Source organism: SAR202 cluster bacterium (assembly GCA_009392515.1).
Classification (GTDB): domain Bacteria; phylum Chloroflexota; class Dehalococcoidia; order Lucifugimonadales; family UBA6952; genus UBA6952.
In genome coordinates this window covers 1-24,306 of sequence record VFGE01000014.1, presented here as the reverse complement: position 1 = coordinate 24,306, position 24,306 = coordinate 1, and the positions used below count along the sequence as shown (strand labels likewise).

Here is a 24,306-nt window from a genome sequence, read left to right as displayed (position 1 = left end):
CACCATTCATAATTTTCTAATTGTTATTCTCCTGATAAACTATAGACCCTTTAGCTACAGTTAAAATCACTTTACCTTTAAATGTCAGCCCCTCTAAAGGGGTAAGCTTACTCTTTGATATAAAATCTTTCCCTAATATAGTAAAATCAGTATTCATATCTAAGAGCACAATATCAGCTAATTCTCCTTTTATAATTCCTTTAGGCTTTTCTAAGGAATTAGATATTATATTTGCTGGACCAAGTGTTAAACGATTGATAATTTCTGCAATATCTAACATATTTTGATGATACAAACTTGCTAGAAGAGTAAAGGCCGTTTCTAATCCATTAATCCCATATTCAGCAGCATCCAATGTAGTAATTTTATCTTGAAGTGCATGAGGAGCATGATCAGTTGCAATGGCATCAATTATCCCCTCTTTTAAGCCGACTAACAAAGAATTTACATCTGTTTTAGTTCTTAATGGCGGGTTGACTTTTAAATTAGAATCATAGGCTTCACTGCCAAGACAAGCAAAAACATCAATATCTTTTTGATGCCCTAAAAACCAACTATCAGTCATAGTTAAATGATGCGGTGTTACTTCTGCAGTAATATTAACTCCAAGTTTTTTTGCATCATTTATAAGTTCTACTGAACGAGCAGTACTTGCATGAGCTATATGCAAATGACCACCATATTTCTTTGCCAACTCTATATCTCTTGCAATCATAATATCTTCTGCCTGATTTGGCCATCCTGATAATCCTAGTCTATTTGAAATTTTTCCTTCATTTACAGAAGAATGTTTTGATAATTGAGTATCTTCACAATGATTTATTACAGGTAATCCGAGATGTTCACTATATTGTAGTGCTATTTGCATAATTTCAGAATTGTAAATTGGGTCCCCATCATCACTAAAACCTACACAACCTGCATTTTTTAAATCCCACATCTCAGAAATTTGCGTTCCTTTTCTCCCTTTTGTAACACAACCAATAGGAAGGACTTTTATTAATTCAAGTTTATTAGATTCATCCAATATATATTTAACAATACTTGAATTATCAACTGGGGGATTAGTATTTGGCATCGAACATATTGTTGTAAATCCACCTTTTGCAGCTGCTTTCATTCCAGTTTCAATAGTTTCTTTATGTTCTTGTCCAGGGTCTCTTAGGTGGGTGTGCAAATCAATAAAACCAGGACTTAAAATCTTATCGGTTCCATCTATAACAGCAGTGTTACCATTTATATCTTGCGAAAAAATATTTTTACCAATGCCTGTTATTATTCCATTTTCAATAAGAATATCTAAAACATTATCAACATCGTTATAAGGATCTATTATCCTTACATTTTTAACGCCTATACTAGATTTATTCATTTGAATGACCTCCGGTAAGCATTAAATATAACAGGCTCATTCTAATCGCAACTCCATAGCGAACCTGATTTTCAATCTGTGAACGATCACTATGAGCAATTTCAGAGCTTATTTCCACGCCTTCATTCATTGGGCCTGGATGCATAACGATCGCATTAGGTTTTGCAAATTTTAAAGTTTTATCGTTAATTTGAAAACGAGATGAATATTCTCTTAATGAAGGAAAACCTGAGACTTCTCCTAGCCGCTCTTGTTGAATTCGCAACGGCATAACAATATCGGCACTATCTAAAGCCTTTTCTAAATTATATTCAACTTTGACATTTTTATAGGGATCAGACTCATCCATAGCAGTTTTATCCAAAAGAGTCGTAGGTAATAAACTTTTTGGAGCACAAAGAGATACATTCACTCCTAATTTATGGAAACCTATAATATCCGATCTTGCTACTCTACTGTGTAAAATATCGCCCACTATAACAAGCTTCAAACCCTTGAGATCTTGAAAGGATTGTTTTACAGCATAGAGATCTATAAGCGATTGTGTTGGATGAGCATGCCAGCCATCACCTGCATTAATTATTTTTGTTTTGGATAAATTTTTTGCCATAAAATATGGAGCACCAGAATGAGGGTGGCGAACAACTATCAAGTCAGTATGTGCAGACTGTAATGTAAGAGATGTATTTAGAAGGGATTCTCCTTTATCTATACTTGTACCGTTACCAGACATGTTAATGACATCTGCCCCTAATAGTTTGCCTGCTTCTTCAAATGATACTCTTGTCCTAGTACTGGATTCGTAAAACAAAGTGACAATGGTTTTACCCTTGAGTAATGAGGATTTCTTGTCGTTTTTAATAAGAAAGGAATCAATGATTTTCGTCAAGGAAAATATTGTGTCCAAATCATTTAATTCCAGTTGGTCTATATCTAATAAGTTTTTTATAGAATCGGATAATTTATAATCAAATTCCGCGAGGGATTCTATACTTTTAAGGTTTTTCATAATAAAAACCCTCATAGCCAAAAAATAAAAAAGAAGGGAATATTCTGGGTTCTGTTACCCATATTTTTCCTCTTCTTTGTATATAGATTTGAGCGCTGTTGATCAAAAAAAAAACCCCTGCACTAGACTAGCAAGAGTTTTTTAATAAAGAAACCAAAGGGGCTCGTTACCACCTCACCAGTCTCAACGAATTGATCTTAAAGTGTTTTATCAACTTAGCTGACGATCACTTTAAAACTACGTTTATAATTTATCATTTGTTTAAATCATTTACAAGGACAATATTAGAATAAAAACGTTGATATTATGTCATTCATTCGTTGCTTTCGAAAAAATAGCAGTTTATAATTGAACTAACATATATTAATTGAAAGATTAGAACGGAGATTAGATGAAGCCTTTTGAATATTACGCACCCAAATCTTTAGATGAAGCTGTATCAATTTTTGATAATGCTAAAGAAGTTGGGGATACTAGAGGGCTAATTGGGGGAAGTGATCTTATTGATCAGGTAAGAAATGGGAGAAGAGAACCTAATACAGTTGTGAATCTCAAAGGAATCCCTGAAACCAATCGAATTGAATGGATTGAAGGAGATGGTCTACATTTAGGTTCAGCTGTCTCTTGTTCTACAACTGCAGCTTTCCCAAAAATTAAAGAACGATACTATGGCCTATATCAAGCTTGTGGACTTGTTGGATCTGTTCAAATACAAAATAGGGCTAGTGTAGCGGGAAATGTTTGCAACTCAACCCCTTCTGCAGATACTGTACCAAGTTTACTAAGTTACAATGCTAAGGCTCTTCTAGTGAGTAGTAAGGGAGAAAGAATTGTTGAATTGAACAATTTTTTTACGGGTCCTGGTCGTAATATTATGGAAGCAAACGAATTTCTTGTAGAAATAATTTTACCAGACTTAGGTGAAAACACTTATAGTAGATATCAAAGATTCATTCCTAGAAATGAAATGGATATCGCAGTAGTTGGTGTTGGAAGTTTTGTAAAATTAGATGACCAAAACAAATGTATATCATCCGGTATATCACTTGCTTCAGTTGGCCCTACTCCTATTAAGGCCAAGGAGGCTGAAAAATTCTTAATAAATAAAGACTTTACAAAAGAAAATATAGAAGAAGCTTCAAAATTAGCTCCAAATTCTGCTAACCCTATTTCTGACGTTCGTGGAACATCAGAATATAGAAAAAAACTAATCAAAGTATTAACTAGCAGAACTCTTAGCGAATGCCTTGAAGATTCTCTATAAAAACCAATAAATTTCGCACGGAGGTAAAAGTGTCTAAAATTCCAGTTAGATTTCAAGTTAATAATGAAACTAAAGAAATATTAGTTGATCCATGGGAAACCTTGTTAGAAGCTTTGAGAGACAATATTGGCTTAACAGGTACTAAAGAAGGTTGTAGTAATGGTAACTGTGGTGCATGCACAGTCCAATTAGAAGGGAAGGCGATTGTTTCTTGTTGTACTCTCGCTGTAGAAGTTGAAGGCCAGAATGTTACAACAGTTGAAGGGCTTGCTTCAAAAGAAGGTCTTGATCCATTACAAGAAGCTTTTATGGAATATGGAAGTTTACAATGTGGCTTTTGCACACCTGGGTTTCTCATGTCGGCAAGAGCGTTACTTAATGAAAATCCAAAACCTACCGAAGAAGAAATAAGACTAGCAATTGCGGGAAATTTATGTAGATGTACAGGATATGATAAAATAGTCAAAGCAATCCAAGCTGTCGCATATTACAAAAAATAGGAGCAAATTAAAAAAAATTAATGCAAATACAATATTAAGGGGGAGCTTGTAATTTTACAGGCTGAGAGGCTCAATTGAGCGACCCTTAAACCTGATCTGGATAATACCAGCGTAGGAAATCAAATTAAATGAGAACCGCTGGCACATACCAAGCGGTTTTTTTATATAATCATGAATCCAATTATAGATATTAAAAGTTTAAGTAAAAGTTATGTTGATGAATCTTCTAATGAAAATACATTGATATTAGATAATATTGATTTTCAAATAAATGATGGAGAGTTCGTTAGCCTAATTGGCCCCAGTGGATGTGGGAAAAGTACACTTCTTAACATAATTTCTGGTCTAAATAACCCAGATAATGGTGAAATAATTATTAGTGGAATTGAATCAAAAGATCGACTTGGCAAATTAAGTTATATGCAACAAAAAGATTTACTTTTGCCTTGGAAAACTATCCTTGATAATTCGATACTAGGATTAGAATTACAAAATGAAAATAAAACTATTTCAGAAACAAAAGCAATTAAGTTGCTCGATACTTTTGGTTTAAGTGGTTATGAAAACTATTATCCTGATCAAATTTCTGGAGGAATGAGACAAAGAGCTTCATTTCTAAGGACAATATTAACTAATAATAAAATTTTGCTGTTAGATGAGCCATTTAGTGCTCTTGATTCTATAACTAGATCACAAATGCAAAAATGGTTACTTCAACTATGGGAACAATTTAACAAAACGATACTTTTAGTTACACACGATATTGATGAAGCTATCTTTTTATCAGACAGAATTTATGTCATGCAAAATAACAACTTGAATTCAATACAAATTATAAATGTTGATCTACCCCGACCTCGCCCACAGGAAATAGTATTAGATAATTCATTTATAACAATTAAAAAAGAAATTTTACCCTTGATACAAAATTAATATGGGACATAGAATCACAAAATTTAATACGAACTTGAAAAATATATTTGTTCAGTGGTTTCCAGCCTTAATACTAATATTTACATTATTAGTTATTTGGGAAATATCTTGCAATTTAGCAGATGTACCAAAATGGTTGCTTCCTGTTCCTACAGATATAGTTGTTGAATTGTACGAACACTGGAATTTACTTTTACGTCATTCTTTTGTAACACTATACGAAATATTGATTGGTTTTTCATTTTCTATAGTTTCTGGAATACTGATTGGTGGATTTATTGTTTATTCAAAAACATTAGAAAAAGCACTTTATCCCATTATTATTTCCTCTCAAACTATACCCATTATAGCAATCGCACCAATTTTACTTGTTTGGTTTGGATATGGGCTCTTACCAAAGATACTTGTTGTCGGGCTCATTGCATTTTTCCCAATAGCTGTTAATACTATTGATGGATTAAAATCAATTGATGATGATCTAGTTAATATGATGAAAACTTTGGGCGCAAATAAGTCTCAGATTTTCAGAAAAATACAGATACCTAATTCTCTGCCCTATATATTTACAGGTTTAAGAATAGGCATGGCTGCAAGTGTAATTGGAGCTGTAATTAGTGAATGGGTAGGTTCAAGTGAAGGTTTAGGATATTTAATGATAAGATCGAAACCACAATTTCTAACTGAACGTGTATTTGCTGCAATATTTTTGCTTTCAATTATTGGTTTCTTTTTGTTTTTGCTAGTAAATTATTGCGAAAGAAAAATTGTGTACTGGAAATCACCCAGTGAATAATATGTTTCAATGGAGGTAATAATGAAATTCAAATATTTATCTATTGTAGTGGTTCTAATAAGTAGCATATTTGTATTAAGTTGTGAAACTACGAAAGAAGATACAAAAGTTAAATTAGCATTAGATTGGTATCCAAATGCTAATCATACTGGATTATACATTGCACTAGAAAAAGGATATTTCAAAGATGAAAATATCGATATAGAAATATATACTCCGTCTGATCCATCTACAGTATTACAGACTGTTGGAGCAGGGCAAGATGATTTTGGGATTAGCTATCAACCAGACTTAATTCTAGCTAAATCAAAAAATATTCCCGTAAAATCAGTTTTGGCTTTTGTTCAGCATCCATTGAACATTATAATGACACTCAAAGAATCAAACATAACTAGACCATCTGACCTCAAAGGTAAAAAAATTGCCTACCCCGGAATCCCGTTAAATGAAAACTTACTAGACACATTATTAAAAGCTGATGGATTACAAGGAAAACAAGAAATTGAATTAATCAACACTGGATATGATCTTGTACCTCCACTTATTGGCAAAACTGTTGATGCATGTTTAGGATGTTATTTAAGTCATGAAACTATTATGGCTGAAAACGAAGGGTTCCCTGTCAATGTAATGAGAATGGAACAATGGGGTGTACCAGACTATTATGAATTGGTTTTGGTAGCTAGTGATGAAATGGTAGCAAATAATAAAGACCTTGTTAAACGAATGACTAGAGCAATATCAAAAGGATATAATGATGCCATTTCTGACCCTGAAAAAGGTATTGATAATTTAATCAAAGCAACAAATGAAGAAATAGACGAAGCAATAGAGTATCCTGGAGTAGAATTATTAGCCCCATTGTGGGTTGATAAATCAGGTAAATTTGGCACTCAAGCTGAAAATAAATGGGCGGTTTTTTCAAAATGGTTATACGATACCGGCCAGATAACTAGTGTACCAGACGTAAATGATTTATTTACGAACGAATTTGTTGAATAAGAGGAGACAAAATGAAAATTCCAGTAAGTTTGACTATAGCAGGCTCAGATTCAGGCGGGGGTGCAGGAATTCAAGCTGACTTAAAAACATTTTCAGCTTTAGGTACATTTGGATGTTCAGTAATAACAGCAGTTACTGCCCAAAATACAACAGGAGTATATGGAATCCATGAAATACCTATAGATATTATTGAATCACAAATTGATGCAGTCTTAAATGATTTAAATCCAAATGTAATTAAAACAGGAATGCTTGCCTCCATTGAGGTTATAAAACTTATTTCAGAAAAAATTAAGTCTTCTAAAACTGGTAACATAGTTGTAGATCCTGTGATGATAGCTAAAGGTGGAGATAAATTAATACAAGATAATGCAATAGGACATTTAATTTCCGAATTGTTACCACTATCTACTGTGGTAACCCCAAATATTCCCGAGGCAGAAGTTCTCAGTAAGATTACTATAAATAACACTAGTGATATTGAATCTGCAGCAAAAATTATACATTCTATGGGTCCTGATTTTGTTGTAATAAAGGGGGGACATTCTAATGATTCAAAATCTAATGATACGATATATGATGGTCAAAAATTTACAACTTTAAAAGCTGATCGTATACCTACAGCTAATACCCATGGTACAGGTTGTACATATGCCTCAGCTATAGCTGCAGGTTTAGCTAAAAACTATTCAGTAGAACAAAGCGTAGAGGAAGCTAAAAGTTATGTTACCCTAGCAATTAAAAATGAACCTGGATTAGGTAAAGGACACGGGCCATTAAATCATTTTTTCATGCTAACTTAGGTATCGTTATCAATAAAATCATTTTCTAGTTCACTTATAGATAAATAAATTCCTAATAAAATCAAAAATCCTCCCATATACCAGTAAAATGTAGGGATTTCATTCAAAATAATACTTGCTAAAATTGTGGCAATTATTGGTTCTGCCATAACACTAATAGTAACCAAAACGGCTGTTGCATACCCTAAAACCCAATTTAGCAATGAGTGACCAATAACTTGAGGAATCAATGCTACTAAGAATAGCATAAAGTATGTATAAACACTTAGTCTAAATAATTCAATTTGAAAAATTATTATCAAGATAAATAAAAAAGTAGTTGCTAATCCATAAACATATAAATTATAAGTCAATATATGCATATCTTTTCTTAAACTTCTTCCACATAAAACATATGGCACTATGCAAAGAGAACCCAATAATGCTAATAAATCACCGGTAATATTATTATCATATTGTGAATCTCCTAATATAATTATGGCTCCTCCAATCAAACCAATAAACATTCCAGTTATCATTTTTAAACGAATAGGATGTGACCATATAATCCAAGAAAATAAGAGCACTATAAAAGGGTTTGTAGTAACCAAAAGAACAGAGCTTGCAACTGAAGTAAAGCTTAATGACCAAACCCAAAACCAAAAATGCATTGCTAGTCCCAAACTACTAATTAATATTCTTATAACTTGGTTATTTTTTACAGTGAATACATTGATATGCTGTGGTCGCTGAATACGGTATATACAAGCTATCAGTAAAAATACTATTACACTAATAAACATTCTATAAAACGCTATCGCTAATGGGTGGGCTTCAGATGCTAATTTAATCAAAATTGCTGCGGTCGAAACAGCGAAAACCCCAACGATCAAATAAAAACGAATTCTATATTCTATACTAAAGTTATCTAACAAACTAATCTTCTATTTGAATTCTTAAACGTTTATTTATTTTCCCTTTACTCTCATGACCGACAACAGATATGTGGCCTACTTCCTTGGTACTAATAACATGTGTGCCACCATCAGCCTGCAGATCCAAAGATTTTATATCAACTATCCTCAATTCAGATATGTGTTTTGGCAATAAATCAATTTTGGTTCTTATCAAATCAGGTATTTTTAACGCTTCTTCCCTAGGAAGTATATTGATATCTATTTTGTGATCATTTGCTACTTCTTCATTGATTTTTTCTTCAACTCTTTCTGCAAAATCAGTACTCATACTTTCTAATTCAAAATCCATTCTAGCTTTTAGTGGTTCCATATTCCCACCAGTAACTAATGCGCCAAAATCACGCCAGACGACTCCACATAAAATATGAAGCGCTGTGTGTGTTCTCATAAGTTTGTATCTCCTGTCCCAATCAATAGTCGCATTAATAGTATCGCCTATTTTCAACCCCTCTGATAAAACTTTGTGTACAATAGTTCCTTCGGCATATTGCACTTTATCGACTTTATATTCTTTTTCATTAGAAATTAATACGCCATAATCACAGGGTTGGCCTCCTCCGCCAGGATAAAATGCGGTTTGATCTAGTACTATACCTTCCGGAAGAACATTTTCTATTACCGCCTCGAAGTCTTTCAGATATGAATCTATGTGATATAACTGTTTTACCATTGTTATAATTCTACTTAACTGATAACTCTGACTTAACGTCATTCAAAACTTGATCCCAAGATCGGTTTTGCCATCTGACGCGTTGATTAATAGGAACGTTTTCAATTTCAGGATTAATTTTTAGGTGTATAAATACTGGTCCATCTTGACTCAATATTTCAGAAATTTTTTGATCAAAATCTTCTAAATTATCTATAAAATAAGTTGAACCGTACCCCATACTTTGAGCTAAGCCAGTATAGTCAACTTTTTGAGCATTAGGTACAGGCTGACCACCAGTTGTGGCATAACATTCATTGTCTAAAAGAAAATGATAGAAGTTTTTAGGTGCAAGGTCTGCAATTGTTGCAAGTGCTCCAGTATTCATTAACAAGTCACCCTCAGAATCAAATAAAACAACTGTTTCATCTGGAATTGCTAATGCCAAACCAAAAGCATATGATGCATGACCACCCATTGCTGGATCTCCTAAAGGAATATCTCTTGAAGGATTATCTGTTAGTGTAACCCAATGTTTACCACCTCTACCTGGTATTACAACACTGTTACCTCGATAATTTTTGAATATTTTTAACATTTCTAACGTATCAATCATCTTTTTCCTACCTAATACTTATAAATAATGTATTAATTCCAACTAGAATATTCATCACCAACTAATACTGCAACAGGTTTTTTATTTTCATCGGCCTCTTCAAAGGCGTAGGTGATTCTATCTATATCTCCATCATTCTCTACTAAATAGTAATTTATACCCATTGCAATAAGAAAGGGTTCCGTAAATTTTGCTACATCATGAAAAGCATTCTTACCATGCCTTGTCCAGCCTCGGTAACCAATAAGCATTACAACAGGAGTTTTGAGTCCTATTCCCCAACCTCTTAAAGAGTCACCTGACTCTAATAAACCTGTATTTTGTATCAATATAACTGGCTTCTTACCACCAGTAGATAATCCTGCAGCTACTGAAAAAGCCTGCCCTTCTCTACTCACTGGTACCAATTCAATTGTAGGTTCGTTTTTCATTAACAAATAAAGCCAATTAGTCTCACTATCAGGAAGCCATACAACATGTGTAATATTGTTGGATTTCAGTTGCGATAAAACAGACTCAGGGTTCAAACTTCCTTCGTTTGACATATATACCCTCCTGAAATTTGCTCAAATTAAAATATTAATCAACTATGACAATATATCAATATTATATTAATTAATCGATGAAAAGATTGACAGTATATGTTAATCAAAAGAAAATTATACTAATGTCAGTAAATAAATTATTAAATAAAGCAATTTTTTCATCGATAGGTCCTTCATTTTCAGGTCTGAATAATCCAAGTGAGGATTTAGAAATAGCCTCTTTACAGCTTTCAACACACCCGAAAAATCTTCGTGCAATAATAGAAAAAGGAAATTCGCTAAAACTTTTACAACGATTCACAGATTCTCTTGAAGCGTTTAAAGAAGCCTCTAGATTAATCCCACAAAAAAATAGTTCTGAAGACTTAGGTTTTTTATCTTGTGCTTTTTTTAATATTGGAAATCTTGAATCCTCTATACAAAAATACTCAGATTACAAAAAACATTATATGAATTCCATACACTATGGACTTAAATCTAAAAGCTCATTGGGGGTCATGTTTAGCTCAATGGCATGCTTTGAATTAGGACTTTGGTATAACCAGGAAAATAATTTCACATCTAGTATTCATATGCACAATAGAGCAGCCAAAATAGGTATTCTCTCCAATAATCCTGAGGGACTCTATATCGCTTCTCGAGCTTATTTTAATATTGCAAACTATGAGGGAAGGCTCGAAAATTATAATCGTTTTGAAACCCTGATGAAAAAAAGTATTCAATATGGAATTTCTTCTAAAACTATATCTGGGATACAAACAAGCATTCAAGGTTGTCAAAGCCTACTAAGTTGGTATGAATCAAAAAACAATTCTGTTGAAAAAGAGAAAATTTTTCAACAGATCCATGACCATAATATAATATTATCTAGTACCTCTGATATTCATAAATGTATATTTGAAGGACAAAAATTTGAATCTACAGATCAAATTGATAAGGCGCGTATTTCATACCGTAAAGCAATCGATCTATCTAAGTCATTAGATAATATTATTGCTAAAGAATTAGGAACAAAAGCAGCGGTTAATCTTGCTCAAATAATAAGAAAAAAATCAAGATCAATTAATTTGGTAGAAAAAGCATATACACAAATTATTGAACTGGGGGAATCTACATTCACTCCCTGGGCTCTAGACCAAGCAGCATTTGCAGCTCTTTCGATAGGTACCTTCCTAGACCATAGGGGGCAAAACAAAGATGCTACAAAATATTATAAAAAAGCAGGTAAATTAGCAAAACAAAGTACAACAAATCAAGGAAGAAGAATTATTAGTTTTGCTAAATCATATGAATCTATGAGAAGTTAATTTATCTCGTCTATTTCTCTATCAAGTAGACTTACCGCATCTGCATCATTATCTGCAAGTTTATAACATCTCTCTATATAAAGTTGAATAAGTTTATTTGAATTTAATGAGTTATTTTTGACAAGTTGCAAAATAGCTCCTATTTTGTACTCTTCAGTAAAAAAAGAAGAAATATTTTTAATTTCCACTTCTGTTTCTTGAACTTGGTCTAAATCTTTTCCTTCTACCGCAAACTGTAATTTGCCTATCAATTTTGATATTTCTCCCAATTTGTCTTTCTCAGACATCAACGACAACATAACATTTTGAACATTTAAATCATCTGAACTTTCAGATATAGGTTTATGATTAGAGTTTTGTGAATTTTTATATAGTTCAGAATAATTTTCTACCTGATTGTTTACAGATTGAGCAGACTCAATTAAATTAGATTCATTAAATGTTCCTCCATAAATTAAATCATCATTTCTACTGGTAGCTAAATCTTTTATGAAATCATATCCATCTGGTATTTCTTCAGGAACCGGAGGTAGTGCAAAAGCAGAAAATCCCGCCATATCTTCTGCATTGATTTGAGAAGAAATTACTGGAGGCATAAATTTGGTAAAATCAAAAGATATTGGAATAATAACTATATACGCCATAAAATATTTACTTCCTGATGTGTAGTAAATAATTGCGTGGCCTCTAGGACTATATTCATCTCCAATTTCAAATGATAGACTCATTAATTAATACCTATATTAATCATTATTATCTCTTATAATTTTACCATGATGTTCAGTGTTTACTATATTTTCGTTGTAAGCCAAACACCCATTTACCAAAACAGATTTAATGCCAACAGAATATTGATGTGGATTAGCAAATGTTGATTTATCATCTATACTTTCTGAATCAAAAATTACTATATCAGCCCAATTATTAACTTGCAAAGAACCACGTCTTTTTAAATCAAGTCTACTTGCAGGCAATGATGTCATTTTACGAATAGCTTCCTGCATTGATAACATTTTTTTCTCTCTAACATATTGCTTGATAAATCTTGGGAATGTTCCATAACTTCTTGGATGAGGTGACCCAACAGATAAAGCACCTTCCGTACGAATAGAGCTCCCATCGCTTCCAACACATACATAAGGATGACATGCAATTTTATCTACATCATCTTGTTTTAAAGAGTGAGCTATAACGTGAACGGTTCCACCTCTGTAGAGAGTGATTGCAGCATCTTCTGGATCACAATTCATGACATCTGATATTTCTTCTAAATTTAATCCATCAAATTCTCGGTTATCTGGGCATTGTGCAATACTAATAGCAGCAGCTCCACCTCTTCTATAGAAATTCCTAGATATATCTTTTTTCAATCTATCGTACAAATTCGGATCTTCTATTCTTTGAAGAGCTTCTGATCTCCCTCCTGCCTGTACCCATCTGGGGAAAACAGCTCCAGCCAACATAGTGCTGCTACCCGTATATGGGTATTGATCAGCAATCACATCATATCCATCTCGTCTCATCTCATCAATTCTTGATAAAAGAGTGTCTGCTTGACCCCAAGTTACAGGGCCAATACATTTCAAATGAGATACTTGTGTTTTAACTCCAGATATTTGGGCTATACTCATAGTTTCTTCTAACGCACCACGGAGACCTATAGAATAATCGCTTTCATCCCTCATATGAGTTGAATATAGCTTATTTTTTTTTGAAGCGACATTACATAATTTTATTATTTCTTCTGTACGTGAATAATTTCCTGGAGCGTAATAAAGGCCTGTAGAAAAGCCCAAAGCACCTTGATCTAAACACTCATCTAGCAGTGATATCATATTATCTAATTCTTCAAGTGTTGGGTTAATATCTCCCGAGCCTATAACACTTGTTCTCAAAGTGCCATGTCCAATTTGGCCTGCTATATTAATTAACGTACCATTTTCTTCAAGTATATTAAGATAATCACCATAGTTTCCAGATAAACTAAATTTTGGAGTGAAATTTAGTGTTTCAAGTCTCTCATTTGTAAGATCAAATCCTTCACCAAATAGAGGACCTCCATCACTACGGCCACAATTCCCAATAAGTTCAAAAGTACATCCTTGTCTCAATTTGCTATCTGCCAAGGGGTCTATTAAAAAAGATAAATCACTATGAGTATGTAAATCTATAAAACCTGGAGATACGGAAAAACCAGAAGCATCTATAACACTCAATGCTTCTTCTTCAATCCTCCCAATTGCTACAATAATACCATTTGAAATAGCAATATCAGCAACATAGGGATTAGACCCTAATCCGTCATAAATATATCCGTTACGGATAACAATTTCGTACATAATTATTTCTTTCAATAAAAAGAAGCCCCTATTTAACAAAAGGGGCTTCTTTTTATAAATTTAAGCCTTAACAGCTAACCCCAAAGTTGCTGCATCCATAATCTGCACAACATCTGATTGATTTTCTAAGTCCATAACCAAATTCAAAAGTGTGTCCACTTGACTTGGCGAAATTACAGTACCAGCCAAAGCCTGAAATTTATCAATTACTTGAATATTAGTATACGGACCATATGTATCACCATGTCCTGGAACTCTTGTATTTAGTTGACTTCCATTTTTGAGATTTACCGTGACATCCCACCAAGATTCGCCACCAATCGCACGATTAGGTCGGTCAGCTATTGTTTCTTCTTGTGTTATATTTACCCTTTCCAACATTGATTGTAATTCGGGTCTGTTTGCTGAGTCATCAGTAAAACTTTCTAAGTCTAATCTTCCTTTATCAACAATAAGGGATGCAACAGTATACCAAGTAGAAAACTTACCTTGTAAACCACTTTTTGGCCAGCGCAGATTTGGTGCCATACATGAAGGATTGTCAGTAGTAATAATATCAACCGATTCAACATCTTCAGAACTAAATGAATGATTATTGAGTAATTCTATGATAGCGGTATTCGAACCGTGTGTTCCACCACAGCAAGGCCATATTTTTATATCAATTCCATTAGCTACTTCTTTACCTGTGCCCATTATTGCCCAAGGATAGCCCAAATGTCTGGTCATGTTTCCTAATTGAACCATTTGTTCACCTAAACATGCAGCATATCCAAATCTATCTTCCATTATATTTGGGTTGGCTTCATATCCTTTTCCTGCCATTTTTGCAGCGATTATTCCACTTTGTGATGCTCTACCTGGATGAAATGGTTTAGTCATTGTCCCAAAATTTCCTCGCAAACCAGAAGCTTGTGTAGCGCCTAACCCTATAGCCATTCTTGTTTGCATCTCGTCTAAACCTAATGCTTTTGCTGCAACAGCAGTCGAGCCCAAAGTACCTACACTTGATGTTGAATGCCATCCTTTAGCATAATGATCTGGGCCCATATTTAAAGCAACATTTGCAAATATATCAAAACCAACTAAGTATGAAGTCAACACATCTTTGCCGCTTAAACTCAATTCTTCTGCCAAAGCAAGAGCTACAGGCATCAAAACTACGGCTTGGTGGCCTCCTGATCCCATATCATCAAAGTCTTCAGAATGGCCTAAAGTCCCATTTGCTAATGCAGCATTTGCCGCATTAGTTTTGATTGAAGTACCAAGTACTCTAGATTGTGGATTACCGCCCATTTCATCAACTAATTCAGTAATAATCTTACCTAAGGGTCTTGTAGTTCCGTAAATTGCGCATGCTATAGAATCTAAAATACAAAGTTTTGCAGCATAAATCGCAGGCTCTGGAATGTCAGAAAATTTAGCTTCAGTAATAAATCTTGCCATTTGTTGTGTTGTACCCATTGGATAACCTCCTCATATACTAAATCCGAAAGGATTATGGATTTCTAATAACAACTTAAAAGGATTGTAAAAACAACTTATATCAAAGTCAATATTGTGAAAGTCAGAACAATTACTAGTACTTAATAATTGAAAAAATATCTACGCTTTTGAGCAAATCTCTGCCATCTAAAAAACTTAATTCAATTATTACTGCTATTCCCTTAACTTTAGCGCTAAACTGATCCACCAAATCTAAACATGCTCCTAAAGTCCCACCTGTAGCTATTAAATCATCAATTAATAATATTCTGTCATTGGCTTTAATCGAATCTTCATGTACCTCGATAGTACTACTTCCATATTCTAAATCATAACTTGCCGACTTGGTTTTATAAGGAAGCTTTCCACTTTTTCTAAATAAAACCAGGGGTTTTTTCATGCGATCAGCTATTGGAGCTGCTAACAAGAATCCTCTTGATTCTACACCTGCAACTACATCTATTTCATCAAAATTATAATTATTGATGATTTTATTGATAGTTTCTTGAAATGCATCCGCATCTGATAACAAAGGAGTAATATCTTTAAAAATTATACCTTCAATAGGAAAATCTGGAACATCTCTAATATATTTACTTAAATCCATTTATCTCTTTGTTAATATATATCTAAGGCAAAACTTAGACCCTCTGGGGTCTCTTTAAAATCAAAAATAACTTTCTCATATTGTGACAATAATTGTTCATTAATCAATAACACAACTTGTTCGTTAAATTCTATTTTAGTATCGAAATCTTGCTCTGTATCCAAAACTATTCCAAAGTCTCCTGGTCCTGTCCATGAAGGTGGAGTTGTTAATCTCAAATATTGACCATCTTCCAAACTTAATCTTTCTAATGTTTTCAATAATTCCATTTTGGCATTATCAGTAACTTCTATACTCATTATATTTATCCGATCTAATTGCTATTGTCACTATAACTAGTAAATGCTAACATTAACTTTCTCAATTTTTTATCTACGGAATATAATACATCAAATAAATGACAAACAGAATAAAAAAAACTTTTGAAAATTTACAATTGAATAATAAAAAAGGGATTATACTATATTTAACAACTGGTATTCCCGATAATAAAACAACAGCAGAATTAGCTTTGGAACTATTCAATTCTGGAGCCGATATCATTGAATTGGGTATTCCATTTAGCGACCCTTTAGCTGACGGTGTGACCATTCAACAATCTAGCCAAAAAGCTCTAGAAAAAGGTGTCAATATTGATACATGTTTTGACGTTTGTTCAATGATCCGTAATAAAAATGAAAATAATCCTATTGTATTAATGGGGTACTATAATCCAATCTTACAATATGGGCTAGATGAATTTATATCTAAAGCAAAATTATGTGGGGTAGATGGAATTATTGTTCCAGATTTACCATTAGAAGAATCACTAATTTTATCAGAAAAATGTTCTGCTAGTGATATCAATCTTATATATCTTATAGCACCAACAACATCTACAAGTAGAATTAAAGAAATATGTGAAAAAGGATCAGGCTTTTTATATTGTGTAAGTGTAGCTGGTATAACTGGAGCTAGAAACACATTAAGTACAGAAGGTATTGATTTAGTAAACGAAGTTAAACTACATAGTACTGTACCTGTAGCTTTAGGTTTTGGGATTTCAACAAAAAACCAATTATCTGAAGTAAATAAACACGCCGATGCTGGAATAATTGGTAGTGCTTTAGTAAATATCATATCAAATTCAGACAAAAGTACTGTAGTGAAAAATGCTACGAACTTCTTAAAAGGACTTCAATAAAAAGGAGAAAAATTCATGTCTCAGATAGCATGTCGCGGAATTAGAGGAGCTACAACTTCAGATAATAACGACAGAGAATCAATAATAGACGCGACCAAAAAACTTTTAGAATCTATTGTTAATGAAAATGATCTGAATGTGGATGATATCGCTGCAGCTTTTTTCACTACAACAAAGGATCTAAATGCTGAATATCCAGCAGTTGCGGCAAGAAGATCTTTAGGATGGACTGAAGTTGCTTTGTTTAATACCCACGAAATGGAAGTACCTAACGATATATCGAGATGTATTCGTGTATTGCTTCTTGTCAACACAAATAAAAAACAATCTGAAATTAATAATATTTATTTGAAAGATGCAATTAATTTACGAAACCGTGGATCAGATATAAATTAAATATAAAGAGTCATTAATTGACCAAATACTAAAAAAGGTACATAATGTGCGCCTCAGATAAAATATTAAATTGACTTGCTTGAGGAAATATGAATAAGACAAAACAAGATAATCCAGATTTATATGATGCTAATGTCATACAAACACAACCCTTGCCAACACCTACAGAACTTATAGAAGAATTTCCTATATCTAATGAACTTAGTAATTTTATAACAACCGGGAGAAATGAAATACATGATGTGCTTACCGGAAAAGATGATAGGTTTGTTATTATAGCAGGTCCTTGCTCAATACATGATACCGATGCAGGTTTAGATTATGCCAGAAAACTAAAGCCATTAGTAGAAAAATATAAAGATAAACTTTTAGTATTAATGAGAGTGTATTTTGAAAAACCCAGAACAACTGTAGGTTGGAAGGGTCTAGTATATGACCCTGATTTGAACGGTTCTTTTGATATGGTCACGGGGTTAAAAAAAGCTAGAAAATTTCTTCTTGATGTTGCTAATCTTGGACTATGGTCTGGTACAGAATTTCTAGATCCTATAACACCTCAATATTTTGGTGATCTTATTTCCTGGGGTGCAATTGGCGCAAGAACTTCAGAAAGTCAAACCCATCGCCAACTTGCAAGTGGCCTTAGTATGCCAATAGGTTTCAAAAATGGAACTGGTGGAAGTGTTCAATTAGCTGTAGATGGAATAATTTCATCAAATTCAAAGCATGGATTTCTAGGTGTGGATCGGTCTGGTAAAGCTTCAATTGTCACTACAAGAGGTAATCAAGATACTCATCTTATACTTAGAGGTGGCAGCGACAAACCAAACTATGATAAACAATCAGTGTCTGATGCAGTAAATAAACTTAAAGATTCTGGAGCAAATACGAGCATTATTATCGACTGCTCACATGCTAATTCTTTTAAAGACCATACCAAACAACCTGGAGTATTCAGAAATGTCGTTGAACAACGAATTTCAGGGAACAATCATATTATTGGTCTTATGCTAGAAAGTAATATTAATCCAGGAAATCAAAAACTGGATGAATCTAATCCTTCAAATCTAGCTTATGGGGTTTCGATTACCGATGCATGTATTGGCTGGGAAGAAACTGAAGTATTACTTGAAGAAGCATACAAAAATATAAAATAATTATTTATTGTTTTCATGTGAATAATTTGGTGATATGGACGAACTAAGAACTCAATTGGACTCTTACAACATCCATCAAAATACAATTTTTTCAATTGGAATGTTTGATGGAATTCATTTAGGACACCAACATTTACTTAATCAAGTATGCAAAATAGCCAAAAATAATTCCTGTAAATCTGGAATTATTACCTTTACAGATCATCCTAGAAAACTTTTTGATCCATCTATAACAATTCCTTTAATTACTTCCGTAGATGAAAAGAAAGCTTTTATTGAAAATATTGGTATAGACTTTGTTATTCCTATACAGTTTACCAAATCTATATCTGAATTAACATATGAACAATTTATTAAGACAATAATCAATTCTGCAAATTTAAAAGGATTAGTACTAGGACCTGATACAGCAATAGGATTCAAAAGACTAGGAACTCCAGATAAGTTAAAAGAGTTAGGTAACGAACTCGATTATGAAGTATTTAATATTGACCAATTAAATTTTAATAGTAAGCGGGTAAGTAGCAGCTTAACAAGACAAGCAATCTCCGAAGGGAATATGGATCTATCTACACAATATTTAGGAAGAAATTATTCCATTTCAGGAACTGTCATAAAGGGTAAGGGAATTGGTAATCCTATTCTAGGTTATCCAACAGCAAATTTAGATATGTCTTCGGTGAAAACTATAATACCTGCAAATGGTATTTATGCGACAAAAATTAAGCTAAATGGAAGAGAATTTATTGGGGCTACTAGTATTGGTTATAACCCCACATTTAAAAATGAAGAAAAATCTATTGAATCTTTTATAATAGATTTTAATGAAAATTTATACGGAAAAGATATTGAAATAAATTTTGTTAAATGGATTAGACAAGAAGAGTCTTTCGATAATACTGTTGAATTACAAAAACAAATAACCGATGATATTAACCAAATAATACAACTTTTCAAGGGGAAAAATTAACTTTGATAGACCAAAATACAATTGACACAATAACCAAAAGAGGTGTCGAAGAAATCATAATTGAATCAGAATTTATCAATCTATTAAAAGAAAATAAACCACTTCGCTTAAAAATGGGATTTGATCCGAGTAGCTCTGATATACATCTTGGTCATGCTGTAGGTTTAAAAAAGTTACGACAGTTACAAGATATTGGTCATAAGTGTATTTTAATTATAGGTGATTGGACTGCAAGAATCGGAGATCCCACTGGAGTTTCTGCAACGAGAAAAATGCTCACGCAAGAAGAAGTTGAAAGTAATGCAAAAACTTATCTAGAACAGTTTTTTAAAATTGTTGATATTGACCAAACTGAAGTTGTTTATCAAAGTGAATGGTATGGGGATTTTAAGTTAGAAAACGTCATAGAACTTACAAGCAAATTTACTGTTGCACAATTTTTAGCCAGAGAAGATTTTAATAAAAGATATAAACAAGGTAAACCAATCGCAATAACTGAATTTTTATACCCCTTATTGCAGGCATATGATTCTGTTGCAATAAATTCTGACGTTGAATTCGGAGGAACAGACCAAAAATTCAATTTATTAGTGGGTCGTGAATTACAATCTATGAATGGAATGAAACCGCAACAATGTCTTATGGTTCCTCTTTTAGTGGGTACAGATGGTATAAATAAAATGAGTAAAAGCCTCAATAACTATATTGGTATTACTGATAAACCAGAAGATATTTATGGCAAAGTAATGTCAATACCAGATAGTTTAATTATAAATTACTTAGAGGTTTTAAGTAATTTTAACAACAATGAAATTGAAGAAATGAAAAAGGCTATGTCGCTTGGTAATGAGAACCCCATGATTTTTAAAAAAGAATTAGCAAAAGATATTGTTACACAATTCTACACAATCCAAGATGCAATTGATTCAGAATTAAATTTCAAAATGGTAGTACAGGGGAATGAAATACCTGAAAATTTAGAAAATCATGATTTAAATGAAATGATTAATAGTAAATTAAGCAACATACTAGTAAAAACCTCTATGGCCAAAAGTAACAGTGAAGCAAAGAGACTAATTAATCAAGGTGCTATCGAATTAAATGGTGTTAAACTCACTGAAGATGCAGAAATGAACTTCCTAAAAGATGGTGATATATTTAAAATTGGCAAACAAAAATTCTTTCAAGTTAGCCAGAATGCGTAACATAAGTGGTTACTTATCGTCATTTCTTATACTAAAATGTCTTTAGTTTTAATCTATGTATTGATATAATGTGAATTAATTCACAATTAGACGAGGAGATAAAATTGGATTTTAATCTACGAACGCCTGGTCCTACACCGGTACCTGAGGATATATTACAAGCTTCAGCAGCGCAAATGATTAACCATCGAGGGCCTGAATTTAAATCATTAATAGAAAGTGTAACTTCAAAAATAAAAGAAGTTTTTCAAACTTCAAATGACTTGTACATACTCACTTCTTCAGGCACAGGAGCCCTCGAATCAGCTGTAGTTAATACAATTTCTCCAAATGATTCAGTACTCTCAATAAGTGTAGGGGTCTTTGGTGATCGTTTTTCACAAATTGCCCATATGTATGGAGCAGACGTTACAGATCTAAAAATTGAGGCAGGAAAAGCTGTAGATCCAGAACAAATTCGCAAAGAATTAAACTCCAACCCGAAAATAAGCACTGTAATTGTTACCCATAATGAAACTTCTACTGGAATAACCAATGATCTCCAAAGTATCGCACAAGTGGTTAAAGGAGAATTTGATAAACTTCTTCTAGTTGATAGTGTTAGTGGTATGGGTTCTATTCCATGTCCTGTAGATAGCTGGGATTTAGATGTTGTAGCAAGTGGTTCTCAAAAAGGCTGGATGGCTCAACCAGGACTTGCATTTATTAGTGTAAGTAAAGAGGCTTGGGAAGCACAATCAAAAGCAACCACCCCACGTTTTTACTTTGACTGGGAAAAAGCTGAACAGTATCTGCAGAGAGGTCAAAACCCTTGGACACCAGCCATTTCAGTTATGTATGCAATGGATAAATCTCTAACAATGATTTTGAATGAAGGACTTGGTGCTGTATATGAACGACATCAAACAATTGCAACCAAAACTCGTGAGGCAGTAAAATCGATTGGCTTAGAACTGTTCGCTGATGAAAAATATGCATCAAATACTGTAACAGCTGTAAAAGCTCCTGATGGAATAAACTGTGGAGAGTTACTTTCTAATCTACGAACAAAATACAACATTGTATTAGCTGGTGGGCAAGCATATTTAGAAGGCACAATGTTCAGAATTGGCCATTTAGGATTTGTCCCTGAAAAAGAAATAGATGAAGTGATAGATGCTCTTAAAAAAGAGCTGGGGCGATAAATTCAGGTAATAAAATGAAACCTAAAATTTTAATTTCAGATCGTATCAATGACAAAGGTATTGAAATTCTTAATAAAGTTAGCGATACCGATATCATAACCGGTTTGAACGAAGAAGATTTAATTAAAAAAATTCCCGCATATGATGCATTAATAGTAAGAAGCGAAACGAAAGTTACAAAAGCTATTATTGACGCAGGCTCAAATCTTAAAGTTATTGGAAGAGCAGGAGTAGGTGTTGATAATATAGATATACAATCTGCGACTAGTAAAGGGATCGCTGTTGTTAATTCTCCTACTGGAAATACTATTGCTGCTGCAGAGCATGCTTTCGCCTTAATGCTCAGTCTTTCAAGAAGAATTCCTGAAGCTAATCAAACTATGAAAGAAGGTAAATGGAATCGAAGCTCATTTATGGGTGCCCAAATACAAGATAAAACCCTCGGTGTTATTGGTTTAGGTAAAGTAGGTGTAGAAGTTGTTAAGAGAGCTAACGCATTTGGTATGAAAATTCTTGGCTATGACCCGTACATTTCAAATGAACTTGCAAATAGCTTATCGGTAAATCTTGTTGAGTTAGAGGAGATATACAAAAACTCTGACTTTATAACACTTCATATACCACTCCTTGAATCTACCAAAGGTTTAATTGGTCTGAATGAACTAAAAAAAATGAAACCAACAACGCAAATAATTAATGCAGCTCGTGGAGGATTGATTGATGAAGATGCATTGTATGAAGCTTTAGCAAATAATATAATTTCAGGTGCAGCTGTTGATGTTTTCGTGGATGAACCTACGCAAAATCAAAAATTAGTAGATTTACCTAATTTAGTTTCAACTCCGCATTTAGGAGCTTCTACAAGTGAGGCTCAAGTAGAAGTTGCTTTAGAGGTAGTTCAAGAGGTTCTAGATGTACTTGATGGTAAATTTGCAAAATCGACAGTAAATCTTCCATTTCTTCCAGATGAAGCTCAAAAAGTTTTAACCCCATACTTTAAAACTGCTGAAATTTTAGGTGAGATTATTACACAACTATCCGAAGGCCAGTTTAAATCTCTAAAAATTATATATAACGGAGATTTATCTCAATACGATACTAATACATTAAAATCTTCTGTACTTGTTGGGTTATTAAATGCATCCTCTGATGAGAAAGTAAACATTATTAGTGCGCCATTTATTGCGCAAAATCGTGGTTTACATATTATTGAAGAGAAGAATCCTTCTTCGGATTTATTCAGTTCTGTTTTGTCACTAGAACTTACTACAGAAACAGGTCAATTTTCCATATCAGGTGTAAATATTGAAAACGAAACACATATAGTTAAGGTTAATGACAAATCACTTGATTTTACCCCTTATACTCCCTACCTGCTATTTATTGAAAACCTTGATCGCCCAGGAACAATTGGAAAAGTGGGTACTGTGGCAGGAGAATACGATATAAATATTGCTTTTATGACCGTAGGGAGAAATGCACCAAGAGATACAGCAATAATGATAGTTGGAATAGATGATGCACCAAATACAGAAGTGATTGAATCGATGAGAAAGATCAAAAATATAGTTAGTGTTAAGGGTGTTAGTTTAAATATATCTTAAATGTTTTCTTTCAAAGAATTATAGACAAAACCTGTTGGCACTTTAGGATGAAAATAGGTTGATTTGGGAGGAAGCTTCAAACCTAAATCAACAATTTCTTCAAATAAATCTAATGGAAATGGTTTTACTAAAAATAATACCTGTGTAGTATTATCCTCAATTTCTTCATCTAAATCGTGGAAATAGACCACTTTTTGCTCCAATTGATCATGAAAACAATTTTTAAAGACTCCTTCATATAAAACCCAACCCTCACATCTTATAAATAGTTTTGGATCAAAATTAGTTTCGATGTGTTCAATATTAATTCTGCTACTAATTTTATAAAATCTAATAGTACTAGTTAATTTATTCACATAAATCATGCATGGGTAATTAGTATCAATAACCATTTGTTCTAATTGTTTTAAATCATAATCTTTAAGAT

Annotated in this window: 26 protein-coding genes and 1 riboswitch; of the genes, 14 read left to right on the top strand and 12 right to left on the bottom strand. The window is 33.1% G+C overall.

All coding sequences use genetic code 11. The annotated features are described in order from the left end of the window. Positions 1-16 precede the first annotated feature (16 nt). Positions 17-1,372: a dihydroorotase gene (locus FI695_00830; protein ID MQG50508.1), complete on the bottom strand. Its 1,356-nt coding sequence runs from the start codon at positions 1,370-1,372 to the stop codon at positions 17-19. Beyond that, on the bottom strand, positions 1,365-2,381 hold the full coding sequence (locus FI695_00825; protein MQG50507.1) for an aspartate carbamoyltransferase catalytic subunit: 1,017 nt from the start codon (positions 2,379-2,381) through the stop codon (positions 1,365-1,367). Before FI695_00825 ends, FI695_00830 begins: the two co-directional genes overlap by 8 nt. A gap of 391 nt (positions 2,382-2,772) precedes the next feature. Here FI695_00825 and FI695_00820 point away from each other — a divergent pair, with 391 nt between their 5' ends. From FI695_00820 to thiD, 6 genes are all read left to right on the top strand, one after another. Then, entirely contained in the window at positions 2,773-3,645 is an 873-nt protein-coding gene (locus FI695_00820) for a xanthine dehydrogenase family protein subunit M (protein MQG50506.1), read from the top strand. 29 nt (positions 3,646-3,674) lie between these two features. Next, positions 3,675-4,145, top strand: coding sequence for a (2Fe-2S)-binding protein (locus FI695_00815; protein MQG50505.1), 471 nt, complete (start codon positions 3,675-3,677; stop codon positions 4,143-4,145). Positions 4,146-4,173: 28 nt separating this feature from the next. Further along, positions 4,174-4,281, top strand: a riboswitch (TPP riboswitch). A gap of 35 nt (positions 4,282-4,316) precedes the next feature. Further along, a complete protein-coding gene (locus tag FI695_00810; GenBank protein ID MQG50504.1) occupies positions 4,317-5,078 on the top strand; it encodes an ABC transporter ATP-binding protein in 762 nt (253 codons plus the stop codon). A 1-nt stretch (position 5,079) separates the two neighbouring features. Continuing rightward, positions 5,080-5,871 carry an ABC transporter permease gene (locus FI695_00805; GenBank protein MQG50503.1) on the top strand — a complete coding sequence of 264 codons (792 nt, stop codon included), beginning with the start codon at positions 5,080-5,082 and terminating at the stop codon, positions 5,869-5,871. A 9-nt stretch (positions 5,872-5,880) separates the two neighbouring features. After that, positions 5,881-6,873 (top strand): pyrimidine biosynthesis enzyme, encoded by a 993-nt coding sequence (locus FI695_00800; GenBank protein ID MQG50502.1) that lies wholly within the window; start codon positions 5,881-5,883, stop codon positions 6,871-6,873. An 11-nt stretch (positions 6,874-6,884) separates the two neighbouring features. Continuing rightward, positions 6,885-7,676, top strand: coding sequence for a bifunctional hydroxymethylpyrimidine kinase/phosphomethylpyrimidine kinase (thiD, locus tag FI695_00795; protein ID MQG50501.1), 792 nt, complete (start codon positions 6,885-6,887; stop codon positions 7,674-7,676). Here thiD and FI695_00790 read toward each other — a convergent pair. Genes FI695_00790 through FI695_00775 form a run of 4 tightly spaced genes read right to left on the bottom strand, consistent with a single transcriptional unit; the run spans position 7,673 to position 10,442 of the window. Further along, on the bottom strand, positions 7,673-8,590 hold the full coding sequence (locus FI695_00790; protein MQG50500.1) for a DMT family transporter: 918 nt from the start codon (positions 8,588-8,590) through the stop codon (positions 7,673-7,675). The genes thiD and FI695_00790 overlap by 4 nt on opposite strands. Position 8,591: 1 nt before the next feature. Beyond that, entirely contained in the window at positions 8,592-9,302 is a 711-nt protein-coding gene (locus tag FI695_00785) for an alanyl-tRNA editing protein (GenBank protein ID MQG50499.1), read from the bottom strand. A gap of 10 nt (positions 9,303-9,312) precedes the next feature. Further along, entirely contained in the window at positions 9,313-9,897 is a 585-nt protein-coding gene (locus tag FI695_00780; protein MQG50498.1) for a hypothetical protein, read from the bottom strand. Between the two features lie 32 nt (positions 9,898-9,929). Then, a complete protein-coding gene (locus FI695_00775; protein MQG50497.1) occupies positions 9,930-10,442 on the bottom strand; it encodes a hypothetical protein in 513 nt (170 codons plus the stop codon). Positions 10,443-10,564: 122 nt separating this feature from the next. Between FI695_00775 and FI695_00770 the strand changes: the two genes are divergently transcribed. Next, positions 10,565-11,749 (top strand): hypothetical protein, encoded by a 1,185-nt coding sequence (locus FI695_00770; GenBank protein ID MQG50496.1) that lies wholly within the window; start codon positions 10,565-10,567, stop codon positions 11,747-11,749. Here the strand turns inward: FI695_00770 and FI695_00765 are convergent. The 5 genes from FI695_00765 to FI695_00745 form a co-directional block, all read right to left on the bottom strand. Then, on the bottom strand, positions 11,746-12,477 hold the full coding sequence (locus FI695_00765) for a hypothetical protein (protein MQG50495.1): 732 nt from the start codon (positions 12,475-12,477) through the stop codon (positions 11,746-11,748). The two genes, FI695_00770 and FI695_00765, sit on opposite strands and share 4 nt — an antisense overlap. A 15-nt stretch (positions 12,478-12,492) precedes the next feature. Next, positions 12,493-14,103 carry a D-aminoacylase gene (locus tag FI695_00760; GenBank protein ID MQG50494.1) on the bottom strand — a complete coding sequence of 537 codons (1,611 nt, stop codon included), beginning with the start codon at positions 14,101-14,103 and terminating at the stop codon, positions 12,493-12,495. 45 nt (positions 14,104-14,148) lie between these two features. Then, positions 14,149-15,552: an MmgE/PrpD family protein gene (locus FI695_00755; GenBank protein MQG50493.1), complete on the bottom strand. Its 1,404-nt coding sequence runs from the start codon at positions 15,550-15,552 to the stop codon at positions 14,149-14,151. A 115-nt stretch (positions 15,553-15,667) separates the two neighbouring features. Beyond that, complete coding sequence (locus tag FI695_00750; GenBank protein MQG50492.1) at positions 15,668-16,180, bottom strand: adenine phosphoribosyltransferase; 513 nt, start codon at positions 16,178-16,180, stop codon at positions 15,668-15,670. 11 nt (positions 16,181-16,191) lie between these two features. Beyond that, a complete protein-coding gene (locus tag FI695_00745; GenBank protein ID MQG50491.1) occupies positions 16,192-16,479 on the bottom strand; it encodes a hypothetical protein in 288 nt (95 codons plus the stop codon). Between the two features lie 98 nt (positions 16,480-16,577). On the opposite strand from FI695_00745, the gene FI695_00740 reads away from it, so the two are divergent. The 7 genes from FI695_00740 (at position 16,578) to FI695_00710 (ending at position 23,879) form a co-directional block, all read left to right on the top strand. Continuing rightward, the gene (locus tag FI695_00740; protein ID MQG50490.1) at positions 16,578-17,363 is read left to right on the top strand and encodes a tryptophan synthase subunit alpha; all 786 of its coding nucleotides are present in this window, start codon (positions 16,578-16,580) and stop codon (positions 17,361-17,363) included. A 15-nt stretch (positions 17,364-17,378) separates the two neighbouring features. Beyond that, positions 17,379-17,759 carry a chorismate mutase gene (aroH, locus tag FI695_00735; protein MQG50489.1) on the top strand — a complete coding sequence of 127 codons (381 nt, stop codon included), beginning with the start codon at positions 17,379-17,381 and terminating at the stop codon, positions 17,757-17,759. 89 nt (positions 17,760-17,848) lie between these two features. Beyond that, on the top strand, positions 17,849-18,916 hold the full coding sequence (locus FI695_00730; protein MQG50488.1) for a 3-deoxy-7-phosphoheptulonate synthase: 1,068 nt from the start codon (positions 17,849-17,851) through the stop codon (positions 18,914-18,916). A gap of 34 nt (positions 18,917-18,950) precedes the next feature. Further along, a complete protein-coding gene (locus FI695_00725; GenBank protein MQG50487.1) occupies positions 18,951-19,886 on the top strand; it encodes a bifunctional riboflavin kinase/FAD synthetase in 936 nt (311 codons plus the stop codon). Between the two features lie 5 nt (positions 19,887-19,891). Next, the gene (locus FI695_00720; GenBank protein MQG50486.1) at positions 19,892-21,091 is read left to right on the top strand and encodes a tyrosine--tRNA ligase; all 1,200 of its coding nucleotides are present in this window, start codon (positions 19,892-19,894) and stop codon (positions 21,089-21,091) included. Between the two features lie 104 nt (positions 21,092-21,195). Next, a complete protein-coding gene (locus tag FI695_00715) occupies positions 21,196-22,275 on the top strand; it encodes an alanine--glyoxylate aminotransferase family protein (GenBank protein MQG50485.1) in 1,080 nt (359 codons plus the stop codon). A 14-nt stretch (positions 22,276-22,289) separates the two neighbouring features. Then, the gene (locus FI695_00710) at positions 22,290-23,879 is read left to right on the top strand and encodes a phosphoglycerate dehydrogenase (protein MQG50484.1); all 1,590 of its coding nucleotides are present in this window, start codon (positions 22,290-22,292) and stop codon (positions 23,877-23,879) included. Here FI695_00710 and FI695_00705 read toward each other — a convergent pair. Next, the coding region (locus FI695_00705; GenBank protein MQG50483.1) for a DUF1015 domain-containing protein at positions 23,876-24,306 on the bottom strand (431 nt) is incomplete at its 5' end. The two genes, FI695_00710 and FI695_00705, sit on opposite strands and share 4 nt — an antisense overlap.